Source organism: Micromonospora sp. C28SCA-DRY-2, from assembly GCF_030519475.1.
Taxonomy (GTDB): Bacteria; Actinomycetota; Actinomycetes; order Mycobacteriales; family Micromonosporaceae; genus Micromonospora.
Map to the genome: position 1 here is coordinate 124,169 of NZ_JAUMKD010000010.1, position 22,989 is coordinate 147,157.

A 22,989-nucleotide genomic window follows, 5' to 3' on the forward strand; every position below is an offset into this window, starting at 1 on the left:
GGATCAGTGGATGCCGGCCATCAGGGCGCGGATCTGCCGGGCGAACATCACCGCGCCCAGCCCGAGCGCCACAGACGCCAGCCCGAAGGTCAGGAAGTACACCGGCTCGGACCAGGTGTCGGCGAGGCGGGCCACCTGCCCGCCGATCGCGTCGCCGACGGCGGTGGCCAGGAACCACAGCCCCATCATCTGGCTGGCGTACTTCACCGGCGCCAGCTTGGTGGTGGCGGACAGCCCGACCGGGCTCAGCGACAGCTCGCCGGCGACCTGGATGGCGTACACCGCCACCAGCCACCACGGGGAGACCAGGTCGCCGCCGACGGCGGCCTGCGCGGCGGCGGCCATCAGCACGAACGACAGGCCGTTGAGCACCAGGCCGACGGCGAACTTCGTCGGGGTGGAGACCCGGTGCCCCAGCCGCAGCCAGAGCAGCGCGAACAGCGGTGCCCCGATGATGATCAGGATCGGGTTGACCGACTGCAACCAGGACGCGGGGAAGGTGAACCCGGCGACGTCCCGGTCGGTGCGCTCGGCGGCGAAGAGGTTCAGCACCGACCCGGCCTGATCGTAGATCAGCCAGAACGCGGCGGCGAAGACGAACAGCCACACGTACGCCTTCATCCGGCTGCGTTCGGTGGCGCTGAGTTCCCGGTCCACCATGATCCGGGCGAAGTAGCCGATGGTCACCAGCACGGTGACCGCGGCGAGCAGGTTGACCACGGTGTCGACGGTGAACAGCCCGGCCACGGCCAGCACGACCACCGCCACCAGGATCGCGGCGGTGGCGAGCCCGACCCGGGTCAGCGCGCGGCGGCGGTCCGCGCCGAGCAGCGGGTCGGCGGGCCGGGCGCCGGCCTCGCCGAGGTTGCGCCCGCCCAGCACGTACTGCACCACGCCGAAGGTCATGCCGACCGCCGCCGCGCCGAAACCCAGATGCCAGTTGATCTTCTCGCCGAGGAAACCGGTGATCAGCGGCGCGATGAACGCGCCGAGGTTGATGCCCATGTAGAAGATCGAGAAGCCGGCGTCGCGGCGCGGGGAGTCCCGGTCGTACAGGTCGCCGACCATGGTGGAGATGTTGGGTTTGAGCAGCCCGGTGCCGAGCACGATCAGCGTCATCCCGGCGAACACGCTCCACCGCGCCGGCACCGCCATCACGTAGTGGCCGGCCGCGATGACCACACCGCCCCAGAGCACGCTGCGGCGGGCGCCGATCAGCCGGTCGGCGACCCAGCCGCCGGGCAGCGCCATCAGGTAGACCATCGCGTTGTACGAGCCGTACACCGCGTTCGCGGTGGACTCGGCCAGGCCCAGCCCGTCGTCGGCGAGTTCCGCGGTGAGGTAGAGCACCAGGATCGCCCGCATGCCGTAGAAGCTGAACCGCTCCCACATCTCGGTGAGGAATAGGGTGGCCAGGGCCCGCGGATGGCCGAAGAAGGTCCGCCCGGCGGGCGGTCGGTTCGCCACCGGCGCGTCACCAGCCATCGCAGCCTCCGCTCTGCTCGGGCGGCTAACATCCCCGTTGGCAGCGAAAACACTCCACCGATTCCGCCCGGCCGGGACGACCCCGCCGGGCGACTGGCATGGCCGGCTACCCTTGGTCAGGCTCGACCCGTGCGGCGGCAGCGCCCGGGGCGGGAATGGCCCGGCGGAGACGGACCGTTACACCTGAAGACCAGCACCACGAACGAGGGGAAGTCGATCATGGGCGAGCGTATGCTGCGCGGTAGCCGGCTGGGCGCGGTCAGCTACGAGTCCGACCGCAACACGGAGCTCGCGCCGCGGCAGACCCGCGAGTACCTCTGCGCCAAGGGTCACCAGTTCGAGGTGCCGTTCGCCGTCGACGCCGAGGTCCCCACGACCTGGGAGTGCAAGTTCGACGGCAGCGTCGCCCGGCTGGTCGACGGCAGCGAGCCGGAGCAGAAGAAGGCCAAGCCGCCGCGTACCCACTGGGACATGCTGCTGGAGCGGCGGTCCATCGCCGAGCTGGAGGACATCCTCGCCGAGCGGCTGCAGGAGGTCCGCACCCGCCGCGGTCGCGCCTGACCGCACCGACACCGACACCACGGCGCCCCGGGAGGAAACCCTCCCGGGGCGCCGTCGTCCGTTCCGGGCCGTCTCAGCGGCCCGGCTCGACGATCTCCCCCTCTATGGCGCGGCCACCGTCGACCACCGTCGGCTGCTCGGCCGGACGCGGGGCCGGCTGCGGCGCGCCCCGGCGCACCCGCACCCGGCGGGGCCCGAACAGGTCACCGGCGACCATCGACGACACCCGGCGCTCGGCGGCACGTTGCACCCCGGAACGGGCCAGCCGCCGCACCGGCGGCACCAGCAGCAGCAGCCCGACCGCCCCGCTGACCAGGCCGGGGGTGGCCAGCAGCAGGGCGCCGGCGAGCCCGACCAGGCCGTCGGTCACCTGCCGCCCCGGCGGCTGCCCGGCCTGCGCGGAGGCCCGGAAGCCCCGCCACGCCCGCATCCCCTCCCGGCGCAGCAACACCAGCCCCAGCAGCGACACCGCGAACACCACCAGCACCGCGGTCCCGAACCCGACGGCCCGCCCGAGCAGCACGAAAACCGCCAGCTCCAGCGCCACCGCCAGCAGCAGGGCCAACGGTACGAACCTCAGTCCCCGGCGCATGTCACCCCATCCCGTCCGCACGTCCCGCCCGTCCAGCATGACACGCCCCCGCTCAGGGCCACCGCACCTGACCGGTGGGGGTGCCGTGCAGGCCGCGCCGCACCGCCAGCCGGCGGTCCTGCACCGCCCAGCCGGTGATCCGCCACAGCGCCTCGGCCACGATCAGCGGGCTCATCTTGCTGCTGCCGCGTTCCCGCTCGGCGAAGGTGATCGGTACCTCGACGATCCGCACGCCGGCCCGGTGCGCCAGCCGGGACAGCTCCACCTGGAACGAGTACCCCTGGGAACAGATCGACGCCAGGTCCAGCCGGCGCAGCGCGTCGAGCCGGTACACCCGGTAGCCGCCGGTGGCGTCGGAGACCGGCATGCCCAGCGCCAGCCGCGCGTACAGGTTGCCGCAGCGCGACAGCAGCAGCCGCCGCAGCGGCCAGTTCACCACCCGCGCCCCACGGGTCCACCGCGACCCGATCACCACGTCCGCGTCCCGGGCCGCCGCCAGCAACGCGGGCAGGTCCTCCGGGGCGTGCGACCCGTCGGCGTCCATCTCCACCACCGCGTCGTAGCCGCGCTGGCGGGCCCATTCGAAACCGGCCAGGTAGGCCGCGCCGAGGCCCTGCTTGCCCTCCCGGTGCAGCACGTGCACCCGCGGGTCGGCGCCGGCGAGGGCGTCGGCGATGGCCCCGGTGCCGTCGGGGCTGTTGTCGTCGGCGACGAGGATCTCCACCTCGGGCGCGGCCCGGCGCACCCGCGCCACGATCCGGGTGACGTTGTCGGCCTCGTTGAAGGTCGGGATCACCACCAGCACCCGACCGGGGCCGGGCCGGTCCGGGCCCGGCCGCCGGACGTCGGTCGCCTCGCCCACCACGTCGATTACCCCCTCCGCCGCCCGGGGTCGGCTGTCGCTACCCGGCGCGCTGCCGGCGGCGCAGCACCCCCGCGGCGGCCAGGGCCGCCACCGCGAGGGCGGTCAGCGCCACCTCCGGCCACAGCCCGACCCGGGTGGCCAGGGTTCGCCCGTCGGAGAGCGCCACCTGCCGGACCACGACCGCACGGGTGTTGAACCCGGTGGCGTCGCTTACCCGCCCGTGCGGGGAGACGAACCCGGACACTCCGACCGTGGAGGCCATCAACGCCGGCCGGCCGTGCTCCACGGCGCGCAGCCGCACCATGGCCAGCTGCTGGCGGGCCTCGGCGACGTCGAAGGTGGCGTTGTTGGTCTGCACCACCAGCAGCTGCGCCCCGCCGGTGACGGTGTCGCGGACCACCTCGTCGTAGGCGACCTCGAAGCAGATCACGTCGCCGAGCACCGTCTGTCCGGCGCGCAGCACGCCCGGTTCGCTGCCCGGCACGAAGTCGTTGCGGACCCGGTCGACCTGCTTGCTGACCATCCGGGCCAGGTCGCGCAGCGGCACGTACTCGGCGAACGGCACCGGGTGCCGCTTGGTGTACAGCTGCTCCAGGTCGGGGCCGGCGCCGGGACGCCACAGGATGCCGGCGTTGCGGACCTGGCCGGGCTGCGGGCCGAGCAGCACCGCGCCGACCAGGATCGGCGCCCGGATCGCGTCGGCGGCCGCGGAGATCCGCGCTCCGGCGGCAGAATTGCGCAGCGGGTCGATGTCGCTGGAGTTCTCCGGCCACACCACCAGGTCCGGCTGCGGCCGCTGCCCGTCGGCCACCCGGGCGGCCAGCTCGATGGTGGCGTCGACGTGGTTGTTCAGCACCGCCTGCCGCTGGGCGTTGAAGTCCAGCCCGAGCCGGGGCACGTTGCCCTGCACGATCGCCACGGTGACGGTGGGTCCGCCGCCGGCCGCGCCGACGGGCACCGCCAGCCCGGCGGCGACCACGGCGAGGGCGCCGGCGGTCAGCGCGGCGGCCGGCGCCCTCCACCTGCGCACGTCGTAGCGCCGCCACGCGGCGGTCACCAGCAGCCCGCCGGCCACCGCCACCGCGAAGGTCACCAGCGGCGCCCCGCCCAGCGCGGCCAGCCGCAGCAGCGGCGAGGAGTCCTGGCTGAAGGCCAGCCGCCCCCACGGGAACCCGCCGAACGGGGTGCGGTCGCGCAGCGCCTCCTGCCCCACCCAGAGCAGACCGGTCAGCGCGGGCCACGTCCAGCGCCACCGGTCGGCCAGCGGGGACACCCACGCGGTGGCGGCGCCGAGCAGCGCCAGGTAGCCGGCCTGCAGCAGGGACAGCAGCACCCACGGCAGGTAGCCGGTGTGCAGGTTCGTCCAGGACAGCAGCGGCGCGAACAGCGCCACCCCGGTGAGGAAGCCCAGGCCGGCGCCGGCGCGCAGCCGCCGCCGGTGCGCGGCGGCGGCCAGCAGCGCCACCCCGGCCGGCGCCAGCGGCCACACCCCGTACGGGGGGAACGCCAACAGCAGCGCCACCCCGGCGGCGATCGCCAGCGGCGCGGCCACCCGCAGCGGCAGCGGGCGCGCCGCGTCCGCCGGCCGGGCGGCCGGCTCGGCGTGCGTGGGGTCCAGGGTCGTCACCGGCGCCTCATCTCGATCACGGTGCTGAAGGCTACCCGCCCGGCGCCGCGTCGCCGCGCTCGGCGAGGCGCCGGGTGCGGCAGGACCACGGGCGCGGGCTACGCCGGGGCCGCCGGTCACCCCGGTGTCGCCGGTCACCCCGGGGCGGGTTGTCGGCGGTCGGGTCCGCCGCGCGGGGGCGGCGGACCCGACCGTGACCCGTCAGCGGCGGCGGGCGACCAGGACGGCGTCGTGGATGGTGATCTCCCGCCCCTCCGGGTTCACCATCGCCCGGGGGCGTGTCTCGGCGGCCAGCACCTGCCAGCGGCCCGGGTCCAGTCCCGCCGCCACCTCCTCGGCGGTGAACATCATCTCCGGGAAGTGCAGGCGGTGGGCGCTGGTCCGCAGGTCCGAGGGGTGGTGCCCGACGATGAGCAGGGTGCCGCCGGGGGCCACCGCGGCGGCCAGCCGGGCGAACATCTCCTGCCGCTGCTCCGGCGGCAGCTGCATGAACTGCGCCGACACCAGGTCGTAGGAGTCCGCGGCGGGCGGCTTGGCCAGCAGGTCGGCGTGCACCCACTCGATCCGCCCGGCGACGGCCGCCCCGGCGGTGTCGGCGTGCGCGGCGGCCCGCTCCAGCGCGGTGGTGGAGATGTCCACCGCGGTCACCTGCCACCCCCGCCCGGCCAGCCACACCGCGTCGGCGCCCTCGCCGGCGCCGACGTCCAGCGCCCGCCCCGGCGGCAGCTGCGCGGCCTCGGCGACCAGCTGCGGGTTGGGTCGCCCGCTCCACACCGCCGGCCGGGACCGGTAGCGCTCCTCCCAGGCGGCCTCGGTGAACATGGTCTCCCGGCGGTCCCGGTAGCCGGCCACCGCAGCGCGGGTGTCCTCGGCGACCAGGTCGGCGTTGATCGCCGCGCCGGCGGTCAACCCGGCCCCCGCGGAGGTGATCACCTGGGCGCGTACGTCGGCCACGTTGCCGGCCACCCACACCCCCGGCACCGCGGTGGCGCCGTTGGCGTCGGCGGGGATCTGGCTGCCGAACACGTGCCCGCCCATCTCCACCTCGACCGGCGCCAGGCCCAGCGACGCCAGCAGCCCGGCGCGGGCGGTGAACCGCGGCGCGACCACCAGCGCGTCCAGCTCGACCACCTCGCCGGAGGCCAGCCGCACCCCGGTCAGCGCGTCCCCGGTCACCTCCAGCCCGGCGACCGGCCCCTCCACCACCGGGATGGCCCGCGCGGCGAGCTGCTCGGTCTCCTCGGCCCCCGGCGCCGCCGCGCCGTGCAGCACGAGCAGCACGTGCTCGCTCCACTGCCGCCACAGCTGCGCCTGGTGCACCCCGAACGGGCCGGTGGCCAGCACCCCGATCCGCCGGTCGCGCACCTCCCAGCCGTGGCAGTACGGGCAGTGCAGCACGTCCCGGCCCCACCGCTGCGCCAGCCCCGGCACCTCGGGCAGCTCGTCGACCAGCCCGGTGGCGACCAGCAGTCGCCGCGCCCGCACCGTCCGCCCGTCGTCGAGGGTGACGGTGAACTCCGCCCCGTCGCGGGCGGCGGAGACCACCTGGCCGGCCACGATCCGCCCGCCGTACCCGGTGACCTCGGCCCGGCCGGCGGCCAGCAGCTCACCCGGGGCGGTGCCGTCGCGGCCCAGGTAGTTGTGCATGTGCGCGGCGGGCGCGTTGCGCGGCTCGCCGCCGTCGACCACCAGCACCGAGCGGCGGGCCCGGCCCAGCGCCAGCGCCCCGGCCAGCCCGGCGGCGCCGCCGCCGACCACCACCACGTCGTACCTGTCGTCCATCTGCTCCCCCTCGTCGCCTCGTGCGGGTTCCCACGCTCCACCGGCGCCGCGAATTCGACAAGTAATGTTGCTGTTATGGCAAACGACGAGGCGGCGGTGCTGGCGGCGGTGGGGCCACGGCTGCGGGCCCTGCGCAAGCAGCGTGGCACGACCCTGACCGACCTGGCCGCCACCACCGGCATCTCGGTGAGCACGCTGTCGCGGCTGGAGTCGGGGCAGCGCCGGCCCACCCTGGAACTGCTGCTGCCGCTGGCCCGCGCCCACCAGGTGCCACTGGACGAACTGGTCGGCGCGCCGGAGGTCGGCGACCCGCGGGTGCACGCCCGCCCCATCGTCCGCCACGGTGTGACGTTCCTGCCGCTGACCCGCCGCCCGGGCGGTCTGCAGGCGTTCAAGCAGATCCTGCCCCCGCACACCCCCGCCGAGCCGGAACAGCAGACCCACGAGGGCTACGAGTGGCTGTACGTGCTCTCCGGCCGGGTGCGGCTGCTGCTCGGCGAGCACGACCTGATCCTGGAGCCGGGCGAGGTGGCCGAGTTCGACACCCGGGTGCCGCACTGCGTGCTCAACCCCGGCCCGGAGCCCACCGAGATCCTCACCCTGTTCGGGCCGCAGGGCGAACGGCTGCACGTGCGCGCCCGCCCCGCGAAGCGCTGACCGGAAAACGAAATCGGGGCGCGGCTCGCGCCGCGCCCCGATGCTCCCAGGCCCTTCCCGGCCGGTGGGGCGAGGATGCGGCACGCCGACCTTCGGACCGACCGGACGCGGACTGGCTGCCCCCGCCGGGCCGTTGTCTACTGGCCGTGCACCCCACCCTGCCCGTACACCGGTAACCGCGGCCGGTTCGCGCCGCCCCGCCGACCCCCGCCCGCTGGACCTGGCCGCCGCGACCCAAGCGGGTCGCTCGGCCAGCGGACGAAGGGACGAAGCGAACAGCAGCCGCTTCCCGTGGTAGGACTCAAAGACGGTACGTGCTGCCCCCCGGGCCCTGTCAACCCACCCCCGGCCTGTCGTGTGTCGCGCTTCGGCGTGTCGCGCCCGGCGTCCTCAGTCGACGGCCAGGTGCCGGCGCAGCAACCGCCCCGCCACCTGCGGATGGTCGCCGGCCAGCAACCCTCCGGCGGCCAACACGTAATCCACGTCCACCACCGGCCGCGCCGCCCGCGGCAGCGGCCACCCGCCGGCGTGGTCGCCCAACGCCGCCTCCAGCACCCCCGCCGCGTCACCGGCCGGGGCGTGCCGCAGCACCCCACCGGAACCCACCACCAGCCGCACGTCCCGCAGATCCCGCCCGCCGCGCTCCCCGGTGGCGCCACCGCGGGCGTGCCGCCGCAACGCCACCGTCGCCGCCAGCGCCGCGATCCGCCGGTCCGCGGCCCGCTCCGCGTCCGTCGCGGCCAGCAGGCCCGGCTCGGCGGCCCGCGCCGCCGCGGCCGCCGCCAACGTCTCCTGCTCACCCGGGGCCAGCAGCCGCTCCTCCGCGGCCGCCCGCACCACCCCCGGCGCGGACCACCGCATACCGAGGTCCCCCTCGACGGTGCGGGCCCGCCACAGCGTGCCGGCGACCTCCCGGCCCGGCCCGCTGTCCCGCTCGTCCGGGGTCAGCACCGAATACACGTCGGTGGTCGCCCCACCCACGTCCACCACCGCCAGGTCCCCACCGATCGCGTCGGCGAGGACCTCCACCCCGGTCAGCACCGCGTCCGGGGTGGCCGCGCGCACCAGCCGCGCGAACCGCGACCCCCGCGACAACCGCTTACCGCCGATCACGTGGCGCAGGAACACCTCCCGGATCGCCGCCCGCGCGCCCGCCGGCGCCAGCACCCCGATGCGCGGCAGCACGTTCTCCGCCACCGTCACCGGCACCCCCGCCCCGGCCAGCAGGGCGTGCAGGTCGTCGCGGACGTCGGCGTTGCCGGCCAGCACCACCGGCCGCCGCCACCGGGCCCGGGCCAGCCGGGTCGCGTTGTGGGTCAGCGTCTCGGCGTCCCCGCCGTCGGTGCCGCCGACCAGCAGCACCACGTCCGGGCGGGCCGCCCGCAACCCGGTCAGCTCCGCCGCACCCAACCGTCCGGCCGCCACGTGCACCACGTTCGCGCCCGCCGACAGCCCCACCCGCCGGCCGGCCTGCGCCGTCACCAACTGCTCGTAGCCGACCACCGCCAGCCGCAGCCCGCCGCCGGCCGACGAGCACACGTACCACGGCGCGCCGCGCGCCCCGAGCCCGGCGGTGGCCGCGGCCACCGCCGCGTCCAGGCCGTGCAGCACGTCAGTGCCCACCGTGGTCGGCGCCGACGCCGCCGCGACCAGCACCGCCGCGTCCAGGTCCACCACCGCCACCTTCGTGTACGTGGACCCGACGTCGGCGCAGACGGCGAGGCTCACGCCGGCGGCGGGACGACCACGGTGCCGGTCGCGGTGACCGCCACGATCGGCTCGGCGAGCACCTCCGCGGCCGACTCGCCCTTGTCCGGCCGGCCCCGGCACACCACCCGGGCGACGAAGTCCACCGTGCGGCTGCGGGTACCCACCCGGGTCACCGTCGCGGTCACCTCCAGCACGTCCCCGGCCTTCATCGGCGCCCTGAACTGCACGTCCGAATAGGACGCGAACAGCCCCTCGTCGCCGTCGGTGCGGATACACACCTCCGTGGCCACGTCCCCGAACAACCCCAGCGCGTACGCCCCGTCGACCAGGTTCCCCGCGTAGTGGGCGTGCGAGTACGGCACGTACCGCCGGTGCGTCACGGTCAACCCGACCCGGGGATCAGTCATGCCCTCGCCGCCTTCCGGTTGGTGATCAACGCGTGCACCAGGTAGCTGGCCACCTCACCCGGGGTGGTGCCCCGGCCGAAGATCCGGTCCACCCCCAGCTCCTCGGTCATCGTCTCGTCGAACCGCGGCCCACCCACGATCAGCAGCGGCCGCTTCCCCGCCGGCATCGCCTCCCGGAACGCCGCGGACATCTCCCGGGTGTTGTGCAGGTGCGCGTCGCGCTGGGTGACCACCTGCGACACCAGCACCGCGTCGGCCTTCGCCGCCCGCGCCGCCTCCACCAGCTCCGGCACGCTGACCTGCGCGCCCAGGTTGGTGACCGTCAACTCCCGGTAGTACTCCAGGCCCTTCTCCCCGGCGATGCCCTTGACGTTGAGGATCGCGTCGATGCCGACGGTGTGCGCGTCGGTGCCGATGCAGGCACCCACCACCGACAACTTGCGCCGCAGCCGCTGCTTCACCACCGCGTTGACCTCCTTGGCGCTCAGCAGCGGGAAGTCCCGCTCCACCACCTGCACCGCGGCCAGGTCCACCAGGTGGTTCACCCGCCCGTACACCACGAAGAAGGTGAACCCGTCGCCCATCTGCTTGGCGTGCACCAGCATCGCCGGGTCGATGCCCATCTTGTTCGCCAGCTGCACCGCCGCGCCCTCGGCCCGCTTGTCGTGCGGCACCGGCAGCGTGAACGACACCTGCACCATGCCGTCACCGGTGGTGTCCCCGTACGGCCGGACGATCCGCTTCTCGGCGGCCCCGCCACCCGGCGCCGCCGCGCCGACCTCGACGCCGCTCACGCCGCGTCCCCTTCCAGGATCTCGGTGGCCGGGTTGTAGTAGTCCGCCTCGTGCCGGGCCACCCCGTCCAGACCCTTGCCCCGGTCCGCCGGACGCTTCATGATCCCGAACGTGCCCTCGGCGATCGCCGACAGCAGCGACTGCTCACCGATGCGCTCCAGCAACTCCACCGCCTCGCCCAGCACCCGGTTCGCCCGCTGCTGGATGAACCCGCCCGGCGCCGGCACGAAGTCCTCGTGCAACCCGCCGGCCGCGCCCAGCACGTAACGCACGTTCTGCAGGGCGATGTCCCGGTCCGACAACCACGGCGTCACCACCGCCTCGGTCATCATCCCCACCAGCAGGATGCCCTGCCCCGTCATCGTGCCCACCAGGTTGAAGAACCCGTCCAGCAGGTTGCCGCGGAACACGTCACCGGTCATGTGCTTCGTCGGCGGCATCCACTTCAACGGCGCGTCCGGGAACAACTCCCGCGCCAGCAGCGCGTGCGCCAACTCCAACCGGAACGACTCCGGCAGATCCGGGTTGATCTCGAACGCGTGCCCCAGCCCCAACTGCCAGTCCGCCAACCCCGCCTCGTGCGCGAAGTACTCGTTGAGCAGCTGCGACACCGTCACCGTGTGCGCCTCCTCCACCGCGTCGGCGGTGGTGAGGTAGTTGTCCTCCCCGGTGTTGATGATGATGCCCGCCCGCGCGTGCACCTGCCGGGAGAACCGCTGGTCCACGAACGTGCGGATCGGGTTGATGTCGCGGAACAGGATCCCGTACATCGAGTCGTTGAGCATCATGTCCAGCCGCTCCAGGCCGGCCAGGGTCGCCATCTCCGGCATGCACAGCCCCGACGCGTAGTTCGTCAACCGCACGTACCGGCCCAGCTCCTTCGACGAGACGTCCAGCGCCGCCCGCATCAGCCGGAAGTTCTCCTGCGTGGCGTACGTGCCGGCGAACCCCTCCCGGGTAGCCCCCTCCGGCACGTAGTCCAACAGCGACTGGCCCGTCGACCGGATCACCGCGATCACGTCCGCGCCCGCCCGGGCCGCCGCCTGCGCCTGCGGGATGTCCTCGTAGATATCCCCGGTCGCCACGATCAGGTAGATCCACGGCCGCCGCCGCGGATCCCCGTACCGCTTCACCAGCCGCTCCCGCTCGGCCCGCCGCCGGTCGATCCGCCGGATCCCCGCGGCGACCGCCTTCCGCGCCGCCCGCCGCGCCGCCGTCGCCGCCCTCCCGGTCGGCTGCCCGAACCGCACCGACCCGGCCGCGGCCTTCTGCGCCAGCAACGTCACGTCGCTGATCTGCTCCCGGGCGAGGGCGTCGAACACCGGCGCCGCCACCCCGTGCCCCAGCCCGACGTCGGCGACCACCGCGTCGACGAGCCGGTTCACCCACGGAATGCCGTCCGGATCCGCGCCGGTCACCCCGGCCAGCCGCAGCACCGCCCGCTCCACCGACACCGTGGTGTGGCTGCGCGCCAGATCCACCACCGGCTGCCCGGCCCGGCGCGCCAACTCCCGCGCCCGCGCCACCAGCGCCGGATCCAGGTCAAGCTTGCCCGTCACGCCGTCACCCCGCCCCGCCCGGCGCCGGCGCGACCCGCGCCGCACCGATGGTTCGCTCGCTCACGCAGACCCTTCCTCATAGATCACCTCACCGCGCAGCACCGTGCGCCGGCACACCGGCAACGGCGTCGGATCCTGCGGACCCCGCGCCTCCGGGTCGCCGGCCTGCAACACCGGCAACCCCCGCTCCACCCCCGCCGGCGTCGACCACACCGCGAACGTCGCCGGCGCGCCCAGCGCCAGCACCCCCTCGTTGTCCAGGTGCACCGCCCGCCAGCCACCCCGGGTGTGCGCCGCGAACGCCGCCCGCTCACTCATCCGCTGCGCCGGGTTGTGGTGCGCCGCCGCCGCCCGCACCGAACCCCACGGGTCCAGCGGCGTCACCGGCGAATCCGAACCGAACGCCAACGCCACCCCGACCGCGTGCATCGACCCCATCGGGTTCGACTCCAACGACCGGTCCAGGCCCAACCGCGCCTCGTACATCCGGCCCGCACCACCCCACAACCGGTCGAACGCCGGCTGCATGCTCGCCACGATCCCGAACTCCACGAACCCGGCGATCAGCCGCTTGTTCATGATCTCCGCGTGCTCCACCCGGTGCCGGGCCGCCCGCAACCGGTCCGTGCCCACCCGCTCCGCCGCCGCCGCGAACCCCGCCAGCACCGTGCCGATCGCCGCGTCACCGATCGCGTGGAACCCGCCCTGCAACCCGTGCGCCGCGCAGTCCACCAGATGGTCGCGCACCTGCTCCGCGCTCAGATAGCCGTGCCCGCAGCCACCGTCGCCGTCCAGGTAGTCCCGCGACACGTGCGCCGTCCGCGACCCCAACGCCCCGTCGGCGAACAGGTCACCACCGGCGCCCACCGCGCCCAACTCCCGCGCCCGCGCCGCGCCGCCCAGCTCACCCCAGTAGCCGTACACCTCCGGCAGCCCCGCACCGGAGATCCCCAGCAACCCGGTGAAGTCCTCCTCGTCGGAGATCTCCGGCCCACCGCACTCGTGCACCGCCGCGATCCCCAACGACGCCGCGTGCTCCAGCGCCCGCCGCTGCGCGGCCACCCGCTGCGCCCGGGTCACCGAGGCGAACGCCGCCGCCCGCACCACGTGGTGCGCGTCGCGGCGCAGCCACCCCGACGCGTCGTACCCGGCCGAGCCCGCCGCCTCCGGACACGCCGCCAACAGCGCCGCCGACACCAACGCCGAATGGATCGACGCCTGCGACAGGTACACCCGCCGGCCACCGGCCGCCCGGTCCAACTCCCCCGCGTCCGGCAACCGCGGCACCGGCCAGGACGACTCGTCCCAGCCGTGCCCCAGCACCACCGCGTCCGCCGGCAGGTCCGCCGCGAACCCGGCCACCGCGTCCAGCAACTCCCCCGCCGACCGCGCCCCGGACAGGTCCAGGCCCGACAGCGCCAGACCGGTGTCCGTGGCGTGCACGTGCGCGTCCACGAACGCCGGGGTCACCAGCGCCCCGTCCAGATCCACCACCCGGTCCGCGGCGGGCGCGTCCGCGTCCGTCCCCAGCCAGGTGATCGTGCCGTCCGCGACCAGCAGGGCCGTCGCGGTCGGGTCGGCCGGGCAGTGCAGCAGCCCGCCGCGGTACAGGGTCGAGGGGTTCGTCATGGCACTCAGTCTGCCGCCAGCCGCGACTCGAACAGCCTCCGGACCCCCGGCTCGGCCCGCAGCAGACCCAACGCCAACTCCGCGTGCCCCGGCACGTAGCCGTTGCCCACCAGCATCGTCACGTCCGCCGCCAAGCCCTCCGCGCCCAGCGCCGCCGCCGAGAAGCTCGTCGCCATCGAGAAGAAGATCACCGTGCCGCCGTCCGCGGTCGCCAGCACCGCCCCGTGCTCACAGCCCGGCACGTCCACGCAGACCACCGTCACGTCCGCCGGCACCCCCAGCGCCGACGTGACCGCCTGCGACAGGGCCACCGGATCCCGGGCGTCGGCCAGCGCCACCGCGTCGGCCAGCCCGGCCGCCGCCAGCGCGTCCCGCTCCGCCGCCACCGGCACCACCCCGACCGTACGGGCGGCGCCCGCCCGCCGCGCCGCCGCCAACGACAGCGACCCGCTCTTGCCCGCCCCGCCGATCACCGCCACGCTGACCGGCCGGGCGTCCCCCTCGCGCGCCCGGTCGGCCACGTGCCGCGTCACCACCCGCGCGGTCAGCGCCGGCGCCCCGCACACGTCCAGCACCGCCAGCGACAGCTGCGGGTCCAGGTCGTCGGGCAGCACCGCGGCGATCGACCGGGCGAACAGCACCGCGTACCCGTCGCACGGCACCTGCTCGCTGCGCCCGTCCCACCGGGCCAGCCCGTCGGTGACCACCAGCGGGGTCAGCGTCAGCGACACCAGCGTCGCCACCCGCTCCCCCGGCTTCAGTCCCAGCGGCGAACGCCGCCCGGCCTCGTCGACAGTGCCGATCAGCATCCCGCCCGACCCGGTCACGGGGTTCTGCATCTTCCCCCGGGTCGAGATGATCTCCAGCACCTCGGCGCGCACCGCCTCACCGTCGCCGCCGTGCTTCTCCCACAACTGCCGGAAGCTCGCCGCGTCCAGGTTCAGCCGCTCCACCCGGATCCGCACCTCGTTCGGCGCGATCGCGGGCGACGCGTCCAGCCGCCACGCCGCCTGCGGCAGCACCCCCGCCGGTTCCACAACGCGGTGCAGGCCCACCGGTGACGTCACGCCGACCTCCCTTGTCCAACCGCCCGAACCCCCGGTCAGGGCTCGCGTAGCGGGAAAACTTCCGGCAGACTAATTTCTTCGCCGGATATTTTCCAGTAGCCTTCGGGCCGCCGATCATCGCACGTACGAGGAGGGGCCGTGACCCAGACCCAACCGGTGCAGACCATCCCAGCGCCCCGCCCCGCGCCGGCCACGGTCCCCACCGCCGGACAGCCCTACGAATACCGCCGCGCGCCCCTGGTCGAACCCGACTGGACCCGCTTCCCCGGCTGGCGCCACGTCACCCGCGAGCAGTGGGAGTCCGCCCAGTGGCAGCGCGTCAACTGCGTCAAGAACATCAAGCAGCTGCGCGCCGTCCTCGGTGACCTCGTCGACGAGACCTTCTACGAGGACCTCACCGCCGACCAGGCCGCCCTGGCCACCATGTCGATGCTGGTGCCGCCCCAGATGCTCAACACCATGGTCCCGTTCGCGGCGATGAGCACCGAGGCGTTCCTCGCCGACCCGGTCCGGCGCTACATGATCCCGGTCGCCTCCGACCGGCGCACCGACTGGCCCTCACACCCCTACGCCAGCCGCGACTCCCTGCACGAGCACGACATGTGGGTCGCCGAGGGCCTCACCCACCGCTACCCCACCAAGGTCCTCGCCGAACTGCTCTCCACCTGCCCGCAGTACTGCGGCCACTGCACCCGGATGGACCTGGTCGGCAACTCCACCCCCGCCGTCGACAAGCTCAAGCTCACCCTCAAGCCCGTCGACCGCTACGACGCCCACATCACCTACCTCAAGGCCCACCCCGGCGTCCGCGACGTCGTCGTCTCCGGCGGCGACGTGGCCAACGTGCCCTGGCGCAACCTCGAGTCCTACCTGATGCGGCTGCTCGACATCGAGACCATCCGCGACATCCGGCTCGCCACCAAGGCCCTCATGGGCCTGCCGCAGCACTGGCTCCAGGCCGACGTCGTCGAGGGCCTCGAACGCGTCGCCCGCACCGCCGCCCGCCGCGGCGTCAACCTCGCCATCCACACCCACGTCAACCACGCCCAGTCGCTCACCCCGCTGGTCGCCAAGGCGGCCCAGACCGCCCTCGACGTCGGCGTCCGCGACGTGCGCAACCAGGGCGTGCTCATGCGCGGCGTCAACGCCACCAGCAAGGACCTGCTCGACCTCTGCTTCGCCCTGCAGGGCGAGGCGGGCATCCTGCCGTACTACTTCTACATGTGCGACATGATCCCCAACGCCGAGCACTGGCGGGTCCCGGTCTGGCACGCCCAGCAGCTCCAGCACGACATCATGGGCTACCTGCCCGGCTACGCCACCCCGCGGATCGTCTGCGACGTCCCCTTCGTCGGCAAGCGCTGGGTGCACATGCTCACCGAGTACGACCGCGAGCGCGGCATCTCGTACTGGACCAAGAACTACCGCACCAGCATCGAGTCGGCGGACCTGGAGGCGCTCAACAAGCGCTACGCCTACTACGACCCGATCGACACCCTGCCCGAGTCCGGCCAGCAGTGGTGGGCCGACCACCGCGACGACTGACCGACCCGCGACCCGCCACCCCCGCCGTCACCACCCGCCGGCGGGGGTGCGCCGTTTCACCCGGCCGTCGCCCACCGCGCGGGCTGTGCGACCACGCCCCCGGGTGGCGAGATCCACTTCGTTTCCGTACATCGGGATGTCGGTGGGGCTCCGATACCCCGACATCCCGGAAGCGGTGTGGATCAACCACGGACCGGGCGGCCCCGCCCTGCCGCCGGCCCACCTGGACGCCCGGTGGCCCCCGGCGTCACGCCGGGGGCCACCACGACGGGCGAGGTCACCTGGTGAAGGCGTCCCGCAGCTTCCGGCCGGCCTCCTTGGCCTGCTCACCGGCCTGACGGGTCTGCGCCCCGCGCTGCTGCGAGCCGCCCTCCCCGCGCATCCGCTCGTTGTCGGTCACGTCGCCGATCCGCTCCTTGGCGGCGCCGGTCAGCTGCTCGACCTTGCTCTTCGCCTTGTCGGTGAAGCTCATGTCGCCTCCTCTGCTCCGGCCGAACCGGGGCCGAACCGGCCCCTCGACCCGGTGCATGCCCCCGCCCGGTGAGCGGAAACGTGGGTCGGGCACCGCACACTCGCTACGGCATCCTAGGACACTAGGTGAACGCGGTGGGGCGGCGGCTGGTTAACTGGACGAATGGGCGAGATCCTGCTGATCCGGCACGGTGAGACCACCTGGAGCGCCAGTCACCGGCACACCTCGTACACCGATCTGGAGCTCACCCCGGACGGCGAACGCCAGGCCCGGATGGTCGGGGCGTTCCTGGCCGGGCGGCGGTTCGTGGCGGTGCTGAGCAGCCCGCGGCAGCGGGCGGTGCGCACCGCCCAGCTGGCCGGCCTCACCGTCACCGCGACCGACGACGACCTCGCCGAGTGGAACTACGGCGAGTACGAGGGCCGCACCAGCGCCGAGATCCGCGCCGACCACCCGCACTGGTACCTGTGGACCGACGGCTGCCCCGGCGGCGAGTCACCCGACCAGGTGGGCGCCCGGCTCGACCGGGTGCTGGCCCGGGCCACTCCCCTGCTCGACCAGGGCCACGTGGCGCTGGTCGCCCACGGGCACAGCCTCCGGGTCGCCGGCGCCCGCTGGATCGGCCTGCCACCGGCCGCCGGCGGCCGGCTGCGGCTGGACACCGCCACGGTGAGCACCCTCGGCCACGAGCACGGCCGGCAGGTCATCCGGCGTTGGAACCAGCCACCTCTCCCGGCACCCGGGACCGTGCCCGCGTCGGGAGTTCGGCACTGACCTTCGGCGGCCGCCCCTCGTACGGGGTGGAGAGCACCACAGTGGTCCGGGTGGTGACGTTCGCGGCGGTACGGATCTCCTGGAGCACCCGCTCCAGGTCCGCCGGGCTGGCCACCCGCACCAGCAGCAGGTAGAAGTCCTCCCCCGCCACCGAGTAGCAGGAGTCGATCTCCGGCAGGTGGGCCAGCCGCTCCGGCGCGTCGTCCGGCTGCGACGGGTCGAACGGCCGGATCGCCACGAACGCGGTCAGCGGCAGGTCCAGCGCCTCGAAGGAGACCCGCGCGGCGTACCCCTTGATCACGCCGCGCTGCTCCAGCCGGCGCACCCGCTGGTGCACGGCGGAGACCGACAGGCCCACCTTCTCCGCCAGATCCGTGTACGACAGCCGGCCGTCAGCGGTCAACGCTGCGACGATGGCGCGGTCGATCTCCTCCACGGCGTGCAACCTACCGGGAAAACCGCCCGACGGCGACGACGCGGCCCCCGGCCGGCCACGATGGCGCCGGTACGGTCGACCGACCGCACCGGCGTCGCCACCCACGGTCGACCGGGTCAGCCCTTGGCCAGCGCGCGGGAGATCACCAGCCGCTGGATCTGGTTGGTGCCCTCGACGATCTGGAGCACCTTCGCCTCCCGCATGTACCGCTCCACCGGGTGGTCGCTCACGTAGCCGGCGCCGCCGAGCACCTGCACCGCGTCGGTGGTCACCCGCATCGCCACGTCGGTGGCGAACAGCTTCGCCTTGGCCGCCTCGATCGAGTACGGCCGGCCGGCGTCCCGCAGCCGGGCCGCGGCCAGCGTCAGCGCCCGGGCGGCGGAGATCTGGGTGGCCAGGTCGGCCAGGTTGAAGCCCAGCCCCTGGAAGTCGATGATGGCCCGGCCGAACTGCCGCCGTTCCTTGGCGTACCCCACGGCGTAGTCCAGCGCCGCCTGGGCCAGCCCCACCGCGCACGCGGCGATGCCCAGCCGCCCGGAGTCGAGGGCGGACATCGCGATGGTGAAGCCCATCCCCTCCCCACCGATCAGCCGGTCGGCCGGGACCCGGGCGTCGTCGAAGGCGATCTGCGCCACCGGGGAGGCGTGCAGCCCCATCGTCCGCTCGGCCGCCTGGGGGTGGATGCCGGGCGTGCCGCGGTCGGCGAGCAGGCAGGAGATGCCCTTCGGGCCGGGCCCGCCGGTACGGCAGAAGATGTTGTAGAAGTCGGCCACCCGGGCGTGGGTGATCCACGCCTTGGTGCCGGAGACCACGTAGGCGTCGCCGTCGCGGACCGCCCGGGTGCTCAGCGCGGCGGCGTCCGAGCCACCCTGCGGCTCGGAGAGGCAGTACGCGCCGAGCAGCTCGCCACCGATCATGTCGGGCAGCAGCTTGCGCTGCTCGGCGGTGCCGAAGGTGGCCACCGGGTAGCAGGACAGGGTGTGCACGCTGACCGCCTCGGCCACCGCGAGCCAGCGGCTGGCCAGGATCTCCAGCACCTGGAGGTAGACCTCGTACGGCTGCGCGGCGCCGCCGTGCACCTCGGGGTAGGGCAGCCCGAGCAGGCCGGCCCGGCCGAGGGTGCGCAGCACCTCGCGGGGGAACTCGGCGCGCTCCTCGAACCCGGCGGCCCGCGGCGCGAGCTCCCGGTCGGCGAGTTCGGTGGCGAGGTCCAGCAGGTCGTGGGCCTCGTCGGTGGGGAGGATCCGGTCGACTGTCATAGCGCGATGAGCTCCGTGGGGGTGGTGTTGAGCCGTTGGACGCCGTCCGTCGTGCAGACGACGATGTCCTCGATCCGGGCGCCGTGTCGGCCCGCGAGGTAGATGCCGGGTTCGATCGAGAACGCCATGCCGGGCTCCAGCGGCCGGGGGTTGCCCGCCACCACGTACGGCTCCTCGTGCCCGTCCAGACCGATGCCGTGCCCCGTCCGGTGCAGGAACGCGGCACCGAAGCCGGCGGCGGCGATCGGCTCGCGGGCGGCGGCGTCCACCGCCTCGGCGGTGGTCCCGGGGCGCACCGCGGCCACCGCGGCGCGCTGGGCGGCGTGCAGCACCGCGTAGTACTCGGTGAACTCCGCCGGGGCCGGGCCCCCGGCGACGTAGGTGCGGGTGCAGTCGGAGCGGTAGCCCGACGGCATGGTGCCGCCGATGTCGACCACCACCGGCTCACCGGCCCCGATCGGCCGGTCCGAGGTGCCGTGGTGCGGGCTGGCACCGTTCGGCCCGGCGGCGACGATGACGAAGTCGACGGTGACGTGCCCGGCGGCGCGGATCGCCGCGGCGATGTCGGTGGCCACCTCGGCCTCGGTGCGCCCCGGGCGCAGCCACTGCCCCATCCGCCGGTGCACCGCGTCGATCGCCGCGCCGGCCTCGGCCAGCGCGGCCACCTCCGCCGGCGACTTGCGGATGCGCAGCTCGCGCAGCACCTCGCCGGCGAGCCGTTGGGTGGCGCCGGGCAGCGCGGCGCGCAGCCCGAGCACCTGCTCGGCCCACATCCGGTCGGCCAGCCCGACCGCCACCACCGGCCCGTCCAGGGCGGCGGTGACCAGCGGGTACGGGTCGGTGCCGTCGGCGTGGTCGACGATCCGGACCCCGGTGGCCGGGGCCGGCGACGCCTCGGCGGCGGGCCGCTCCAGGGTGGGGACGATCAGCGTCGGCTCGCCCTCGGCCGGCAGCACCAGACAGGTCAGCCGCTCCCCCGCGTGCGCGTCGTACCCGGTGAGGTAGCGCAGGTCGGAGCCGGGGGTGAGCAGCAGCGCGTCCAGGCCGGCGGCGGCGGTGGCGCGCTGCGCGGCGGCCAGCCGGTCCGGCGGGTACAGCTCGTCGATTCCCACCCGGTCAGCTTAACGCTCGTTCGGGCCACACCCTACCCGCCCCGCGCTCGGGAAAGCGCTCTCTCATCCATCGAGATGCGTCATTGACGCAATCCGTTAACACTCTTTAGGATTTGGCTCCGCCGAGGTTGCGCACCCTCCCGTCCCCCTCCGTCCGCCGCGCCCGGCGCCCGCTCACCGGGTGCCCGCCGGCGGCACGGCCGCCACCGCCCGCCCACGGGAAGGCCCGCGATGTCCTCACCACGTCACCGTCCCCGGTCGGCCCTCGCCGCCGGCCTGCTCGCGCTGGTCACCGCCGGCGCCGGCCTGACCCTCGCCGCACCGTCCCCGGCCGCCGCCGCGGTGCTGCCGAACAACTTCAAGAGCGTCGGCTACCTGCCGTCGTGGAGCGGCAGCGTCACCGGCGTCCAGTACGGCAAGCTCACCCACGTCAACTACGCCTTCCTGCTGCCCAACGCCGACGGCAGCCTGCGTCCGGTGGAGAACCCGGGCAAGCTGTCCCAGCTGGTCTCGGTCGGGCACAGCAACAACGTCAAGGTGTCGATCGCCATCGGCGGCTGGAACGACGGCGACGACTCCGCCTTCGAGGCGCTCGCCGCCAACGCCGGCACCCGCACCACGTTCGTCAACAACGTGGTCGCCTTCGTCGACCAGTACAACCTGGACGGCGTCGACATGGACTGGGAGTACCCCGACCCGGGCACCTCGGCGACCAACTACAGCCTGCTGATGCAGCAGCTCAGCGGCGCCCTGCGCCCCCGGGGCAAGCTGCTCACCGCGGCCGTGGTCGCCGAGGGCTACTACGTGCAGGGCGTGCCGACCGCCGTGTTCGGCCACGTCGACTGGCTCAACATCATGGCGTACGACGGGGGCAGCCCGCACGCCAACTACGACTGGTCGGTCAACGCCGTCAACGGGTGGAAGGCGCGCGGCCTGCCGGCCGCCAAGGCGGTGCTCGGGGTGCCGTTCTACAGCCGGCCCGGCTACCACACCTACTCGGCCCTGGTGGGCATGGATCCGGCCAACGCCAACCGGGACTGCACCACTGTCGGCGGCGTCCAGCAGTGCTACAACGGCGTACCGACGGTCAAGCGGAAGACCCAGTGGGCGCTGGCCAACGCCGGCGGGATGATGAACTGGGAGCTGTCCCAGGACCGCACCGACTCGACCTCGCTGGTCGGTGCCATCTACGACACCGTCATGGGCGGCACCCCGCCGCCGACCGGGCGCACCGGCCCGATCACCGGCATCGCCGGCAAGTGCGTCGACGTGGCGGCCGCCAGCACCGCCAACGGCACCGCGATCCAGCTCTGGACCTGCAACGGCACCAACGCGCAGCGCTGGACCGTGGGCACCGACGGCACCCTGCGCGCCCTCGGCAAGTGCGCCGACGTGGCGAGCGGCTCCACCGCCAACGGCGCGAAGGTGCAGCTGTGGGACTGCAACGGCACCGGCGCCCAGGTCTGGCAGGCCCAGGCCAACGGCACGCTGCGCAACCCGCAGGCCAACAAGTGCCTCGACGCCACCGGCAACAGTTCCGCCGACGGCACCCGGCTGCAGATCTGGGACTGCTTCGGCGGCGCCAACCAGGTCTGGCGGCTGCCCGCCTGACCGCTCCCCGGGGCCCCGCCGGCCGGCGGGGCCCCGCCCGGTCGCCGCCCCGGCCGGCCCCCGACCGACGGACACCGCCGGCCGGTCAGCCCACCGCCGCCGCCGGCTCGCCGCCGGCACGGTCGCGGAGCAGGTCGAGCATCTCGTCCACCGAGCCGGCCGGGTCGGTCACCGGGAACTGCACGGCGCGAACCACGGCCGCCGGATCGACCAGCAGGGTCAGCCGTTTGAACCGCTCGACCCCGCCGGCCCGGAAGGTGGGCAGCAGCAGCCCGGCCGCCAGCCGGCCGTCCTGGTCGGACAGGAGCGGGAAGGGCAGCTCGGCGTACGCCGTGAAGTCGGCCAACTGGTCGGGACGCTGGGTGCTGACCCCGACGATCCGGGCGCCGGCGGCGGCGAAGTCGGCGGCCCGGGCGGCGTACGTGGTCGACTCCAGGGTGCAGCCGGGCGCCCCCGGGATCTCCCCCCAGCCCGGCGGCAGCCCCGGCACGCCGGGCCGGAACGCGCCGGGGAAGAAGTAGAGGACGCTCCAGCGCTCGCCCCCGGCCGGGGCCACCGGCCGCCCGTCCGGGCCGGGCAGCAGCACCTCGGGCAGCCGCCGGCCGACCAGCTCGTGCACCCGCCGCGCCTCGGCGGAGTCCGCCCCGGCGGTGGCGGTGAGGCCGCCGTCGCCCAGCACGTGGTGGGTGCCCCAGTCCTGCAGCGCGATCAGCACCGGCAGCAGCGCCTCGCCCTTGGCGGTGAGCAGGTAGTCGAAGCGCGGCGGGTGCTGGGAGTACGCCCGCCGCCGCAGCACCCCGTGCTCGACCAGCCCGGCCAGCCGTTCCGACAGGGCCCGCCGGCTCACCCCGAGCGCGCGCTGGAGCGGGTCGAAGCGGGTGGTCCCGCCGGCGACGTCGCGCACGATCAGGAACGTCCACCAGTCGCCCAGCACGCCCAGCGCCTGCGCGATGCCGCAGTCCGCGTCCGCCAGGTCGGCCCGCCGCACACCCCACCCCTTCACCGGTCGCCGTTGCTCCGACTATAGTCCGTTTCAGTTTGGAAC

Annotated in this window: 21 protein-coding genes; 5 read left to right on the plus strand and 16 right to left on the minus strand. The window is 74.5% G+C overall.

Going from position 1 to position 22,989, the window contains the following annotated elements:
- Nucleotides 1–3: 3 nt before the first annotated feature.
- On the minus strand, nucleotides 4–1,485 hold the full coding sequence (locus Q3W71_RS29220) for a peptide MFS transporter (RefSeq protein WP_302922687.1): 1,482 nt from the start codon (nucleotides 1,483–1,485) through the stop codon (nucleotides 4–6).
- Nucleotides 1,486–1,704: 219 nt separating this feature from the next.
- On the opposite strand from Q3W71_RS29220, the gene Q3W71_RS29225 reads away from it, so the two are divergent.
- Nucleotides 1,705–2,046 carry an RNA polymerase-binding protein RbpA gene (locus Q3W71_RS29225; protein WP_046564157.1) on the plus strand — a complete coding sequence of 114 codons (342 nt, stop codon included), beginning with the start codon at nucleotides 1,705–1,707 and terminating at the stop codon, nucleotides 2,044–2,046.
- A gap of 73 nt (nucleotides 2,047–2,119) precedes the next feature.
- Here Q3W71_RS29225 and Q3W71_RS29230 read toward each other — a convergent pair whose 3' ends face one another.
- From Q3W71_RS29230 to Q3W71_RS29245, 4 genes are all read right to left on the minus strand, one after another.
- Nucleotides 2,120–2,638: an FxsA family protein gene (locus tag Q3W71_RS29230; protein ID WP_302922688.1), complete on the minus strand. Its 519-nt coding sequence runs from the start codon at nucleotides 2,636–2,638 to the stop codon at nucleotides 2,120–2,122.
- 52 nt (nucleotides 2,639–2,690) lie between these two features.
- A complete protein-coding gene (locus Q3W71_RS29235; protein ID WP_302922689.1) occupies nucleotides 2,691–3,500 on the minus strand; it encodes a polyprenol monophosphomannose synthase in 810 nt (269 codons plus the stop codon).
- Between the two features lie 40 nt (nucleotides 3,501–3,540).
- Entirely contained in the window at nucleotides 3,541–5,067 is a 1,527-nt protein-coding gene (lnt, locus tag Q3W71_RS29240) for an apolipoprotein N-acyltransferase (protein WP_302922807.1), read from the minus strand.
- 264 nt (nucleotides 5,068–5,331) lie between these two features.
- On the minus strand, nucleotides 5,332–6,912 hold the full coding sequence (locus tag Q3W71_RS29245) for a bifunctional NAD(P)/FAD-dependent oxidoreductase/class I SAM-dependent methyltransferase (protein WP_302922690.1): 1,581 nt from the start codon (nucleotides 6,910–6,912) through the stop codon (nucleotides 5,332–5,334).
- 75 nt (nucleotides 6,913–6,987) lie between these two features.
- Here Q3W71_RS29245 and Q3W71_RS29250 point away from each other — a divergent pair, with 75 nt between their 5' ends.
- Nucleotides 6,988–7,569, plus strand: a complete 582-nt coding sequence (locus tag Q3W71_RS29250; RefSeq protein ID WP_302922691.1) for a helix-turn-helix domain-containing protein — start codon at nucleotides 6,988–6,990, stop codon at nucleotides 7,567–7,569.
- Between the two features lie 390 nt (nucleotides 7,570–7,959).
- On the opposite strand, the gene Q3W71_RS29255 is transcribed toward Q3W71_RS29250, so the two are convergent.
- The 6 genes from Q3W71_RS29255 to Q3W71_RS29280 are packed head-to-tail and all read right to left on the minus strand — an operon-like array spanning nucleotide 7,960 to nucleotide 14,723.
- Nucleotides 7,960–9,297, minus strand: coding sequence for a glutamate mutase L (locus tag Q3W71_RS29255; protein WP_302922692.1), 1,338 nt, complete (start codon nucleotides 9,295–9,297; stop codon nucleotides 7,960–7,962).
- On the minus strand, nucleotides 9,294–9,686 hold the full coding sequence (locus Q3W71_RS29260; protein ID WP_302922693.1) for a hotdog domain-containing protein: 393 nt from the start codon (nucleotides 9,684–9,686) through the stop codon (nucleotides 9,294–9,296). The genes Q3W71_RS29255 and Q3W71_RS29260 overlap by 4 nt, the downstream gene beginning before the upstream one ends.
- Nucleotides 9,683–10,480 (minus strand): OAM dimerization domain-containing protein, encoded by a 798-nt coding sequence (locus tag Q3W71_RS29265; protein WP_302922694.1) that lies wholly within the window; start codon nucleotides 10,478–10,480, stop codon nucleotides 9,683–9,685. Before Q3W71_RS29265 ends, Q3W71_RS29260 begins: the two co-directional genes overlap by 4 nt.
- A complete protein-coding gene (locus Q3W71_RS29270; RefSeq protein ID WP_302922695.1) occupies nucleotides 10,477–12,039 on the minus strand; it encodes a lysine 5,6-aminomutase subunit alpha in 1,563 nt (520 codons plus the stop codon). Before Q3W71_RS29270 ends, Q3W71_RS29265 begins: the two co-directional genes overlap by 4 nt.
- Nucleotides 12,040–12,099: 60 nt before the next feature.
- Nucleotides 12,100–13,668, minus strand: coding sequence for an amidohydrolase (locus Q3W71_RS29275; protein ID WP_302922696.1), 1,569 nt, complete (start codon nucleotides 13,666–13,668; stop codon nucleotides 12,100–12,102).
- A gap of 5 nt (nucleotides 13,669–13,673) precedes the next feature.
- The gene (locus tag Q3W71_RS29280) at nucleotides 13,674–14,723 is read right to left on the minus strand and encodes a zinc-binding alcohol dehydrogenase (protein ID WP_302922808.1); all 1,050 of its coding nucleotides are present in this window, start codon (nucleotides 14,721–14,723) and stop codon (nucleotides 13,674–13,676) included.
- Between the two features lie 150 nt (nucleotides 14,724–14,873).
- On the opposite strand from Q3W71_RS29280, the gene Q3W71_RS29285 reads away from it, so the two are divergent.
- Nucleotides 14,874–16,280 (plus strand): KamA family radical SAM protein, encoded by a 1,407-nt coding sequence (locus Q3W71_RS29285; RefSeq protein WP_302922697.1) that lies wholly within the window; start codon nucleotides 14,874–14,876, stop codon nucleotides 16,278–16,280.
- A gap of 277 nt (nucleotides 16,281–16,557) precedes the next feature.
- Here Q3W71_RS29285 and Q3W71_RS29290 read toward each other — a convergent pair whose 3' ends face one another.
- Nucleotides 16,558–16,752 carry a CsbD family protein gene (locus Q3W71_RS29290; RefSeq protein WP_302922698.1) on the minus strand — a complete coding sequence of 65 codons (195 nt, stop codon included), beginning with the start codon at nucleotides 16,750–16,752 and terminating at the stop codon, nucleotides 16,558–16,560.
- A 162-nt stretch (nucleotides 16,753–16,914) separates the two neighbouring features.
- On the opposite strand from Q3W71_RS29290, the gene Q3W71_RS29295 reads away from it, so the two are divergent.
- Nucleotides 16,915–17,526, plus strand: coding sequence for a histidine phosphatase family protein (locus Q3W71_RS29295; RefSeq protein WP_302922699.1), 612 nt, complete (start codon nucleotides 16,915–16,917; stop codon nucleotides 17,524–17,526).
- On the opposite strand, the gene Q3W71_RS29300 is transcribed toward Q3W71_RS29295, so the two are convergent.
- The 3 genes from Q3W71_RS29300 to Q3W71_RS29310 all read right to left on the minus strand — a co-directional run bounded on the left by Q3W71_RS29300 (nucleotide 17,456) and on the right by Q3W71_RS29310 (nucleotide 20,333).
- Nucleotides 17,456–17,962, minus strand: coding sequence for an Lrp/AsnC family transcriptional regulator (locus Q3W71_RS29300; protein WP_088993780.1), 507 nt, complete (start codon nucleotides 17,960–17,962; stop codon nucleotides 17,456–17,458). The genes Q3W71_RS29295 and Q3W71_RS29300 overlap by 71 nt on opposite strands.
- A gap of 116 nt (nucleotides 17,963–18,078) precedes the next feature.
- The gene (locus Q3W71_RS29305; RefSeq protein WP_302922700.1) at nucleotides 18,079–19,221 is read right to left on the minus strand and encodes an acyl-CoA dehydrogenase family protein; all 1,143 of its coding nucleotides are present in this window, start codon (nucleotides 19,219–19,221) and stop codon (nucleotides 18,079–18,081) included.
- The gene (locus Q3W71_RS29310) at nucleotides 19,218–20,333 is read right to left on the minus strand and encodes a Xaa-Pro peptidase family protein (RefSeq protein ID WP_302922701.1); all 1,116 of its coding nucleotides are present in this window, start codon (nucleotides 20,331–20,333) and stop codon (nucleotides 19,218–19,220) included. The genes Q3W71_RS29305 and Q3W71_RS29310 overlap by 4 nt, the downstream gene beginning before the upstream one ends.
- A gap of 231 nt (nucleotides 20,334–20,564) precedes the next feature.
- Here Q3W71_RS29310 and Q3W71_RS29315 point away from each other — a divergent pair, with 231 nt between their 5' ends.
- Nucleotides 20,565–21,944, plus strand: coding sequence for a glycosyl hydrolase family 18 protein (locus tag Q3W71_RS29315; RefSeq protein WP_302922702.1), 1,380 nt, complete (start codon nucleotides 20,565–20,567; stop codon nucleotides 21,942–21,944).
- A gap of 85 nt (nucleotides 21,945–22,029) precedes the next feature.
- Here the strand turns inward: Q3W71_RS29315 and Q3W71_RS29320 are convergent, their stop codons facing one another.
- Nucleotides 22,030–22,932, minus strand: a complete 903-nt coding sequence (locus tag Q3W71_RS29320) for a winged helix-turn-helix transcriptional regulator (RefSeq protein WP_302922703.1) — start codon at nucleotides 22,930–22,932, stop codon at nucleotides 22,030–22,032.
- Nucleotides 22,933–22,989: the final 57 nt, after the last annotated feature.

Bases quoted from the DNA above. Each gene is read 5' to 3' on its own strand.
- Q3W71_RS29260 (WP_302922693.1), bottom strand. From the start codon at position 9,686: ATGACTGATCCCCGGGTCGGGTTGACCGTGACGCACCGGCGGTACGTG.
- Q3W71_RS29315 (WP_302922702.1), top strand. From the start codon at position 20,565: ATGTCCTCACCACGTCACCGTCCCCGGTCGGCCCTCGCCGCCGGCCTG.
- Q3W71_RS29295 (WP_302922699.1), top strand. From the start codon at position 16,915: ATGGGCGAGATCCTGCTGATCCGGCACGGTGAGACCACCTGGAGCGCC.
- Q3W71_RS29250 (WP_302922691.1), top strand. From the start codon at position 6,988: ATGGCAAACGACGAGGCGGCGGTGCTGGCGGCGGTGGGGCCACGGCTG.
- Q3W71_RS29245 (WP_302922690.1), bottom strand. From the start codon at position 6,912: ATGGACGACAGGTACGACGTGGTGGTGGTCGGCGGCGGCGCCGCCGGG.
- Q3W71_RS29230 (WP_302922688.1), bottom strand. From the start codon at position 2,638: ATGCGCCGGGGACTGAGGTTCGTACCGTTGGCCCTGCTGCTGGCGGTG.
- Q3W71_RS29305 (WP_302922700.1), bottom strand. From the start codon at position 19,221: ATGACAGTCGACCGGATCCTCCCCACCGACGAGGCCCACGACCTGCTG.
- Q3W71_RS29275 (WP_302922696.1), bottom strand. From the start codon at position 13,668: ATGACGAACCCCTCGACCCTGTACCGCGGCGGGCTGCTGCACTGCCCG.
- Q3W71_RS29225 (WP_046564157.1), top strand. From the start codon at position 1,705: ATGGGCGAGCGTATGCTGCGCGGTAGCCGGCTGGGCGCGGTCAGCTAC.
- Q3W71_RS29220 (WP_302922687.1), bottom strand. From the start codon at position 1,485: ATGGCTGGTGACGCGCCGGTGGCGAACCGACCGCCCGCCGGGCGGACC.
- Q3W71_RS29290 (WP_302922698.1), bottom strand. From the start codon at position 16,752: ATGAGCTTCACCGACAAGGCGAAGAGCAAGGTCGAGCAGCTGACCGGC.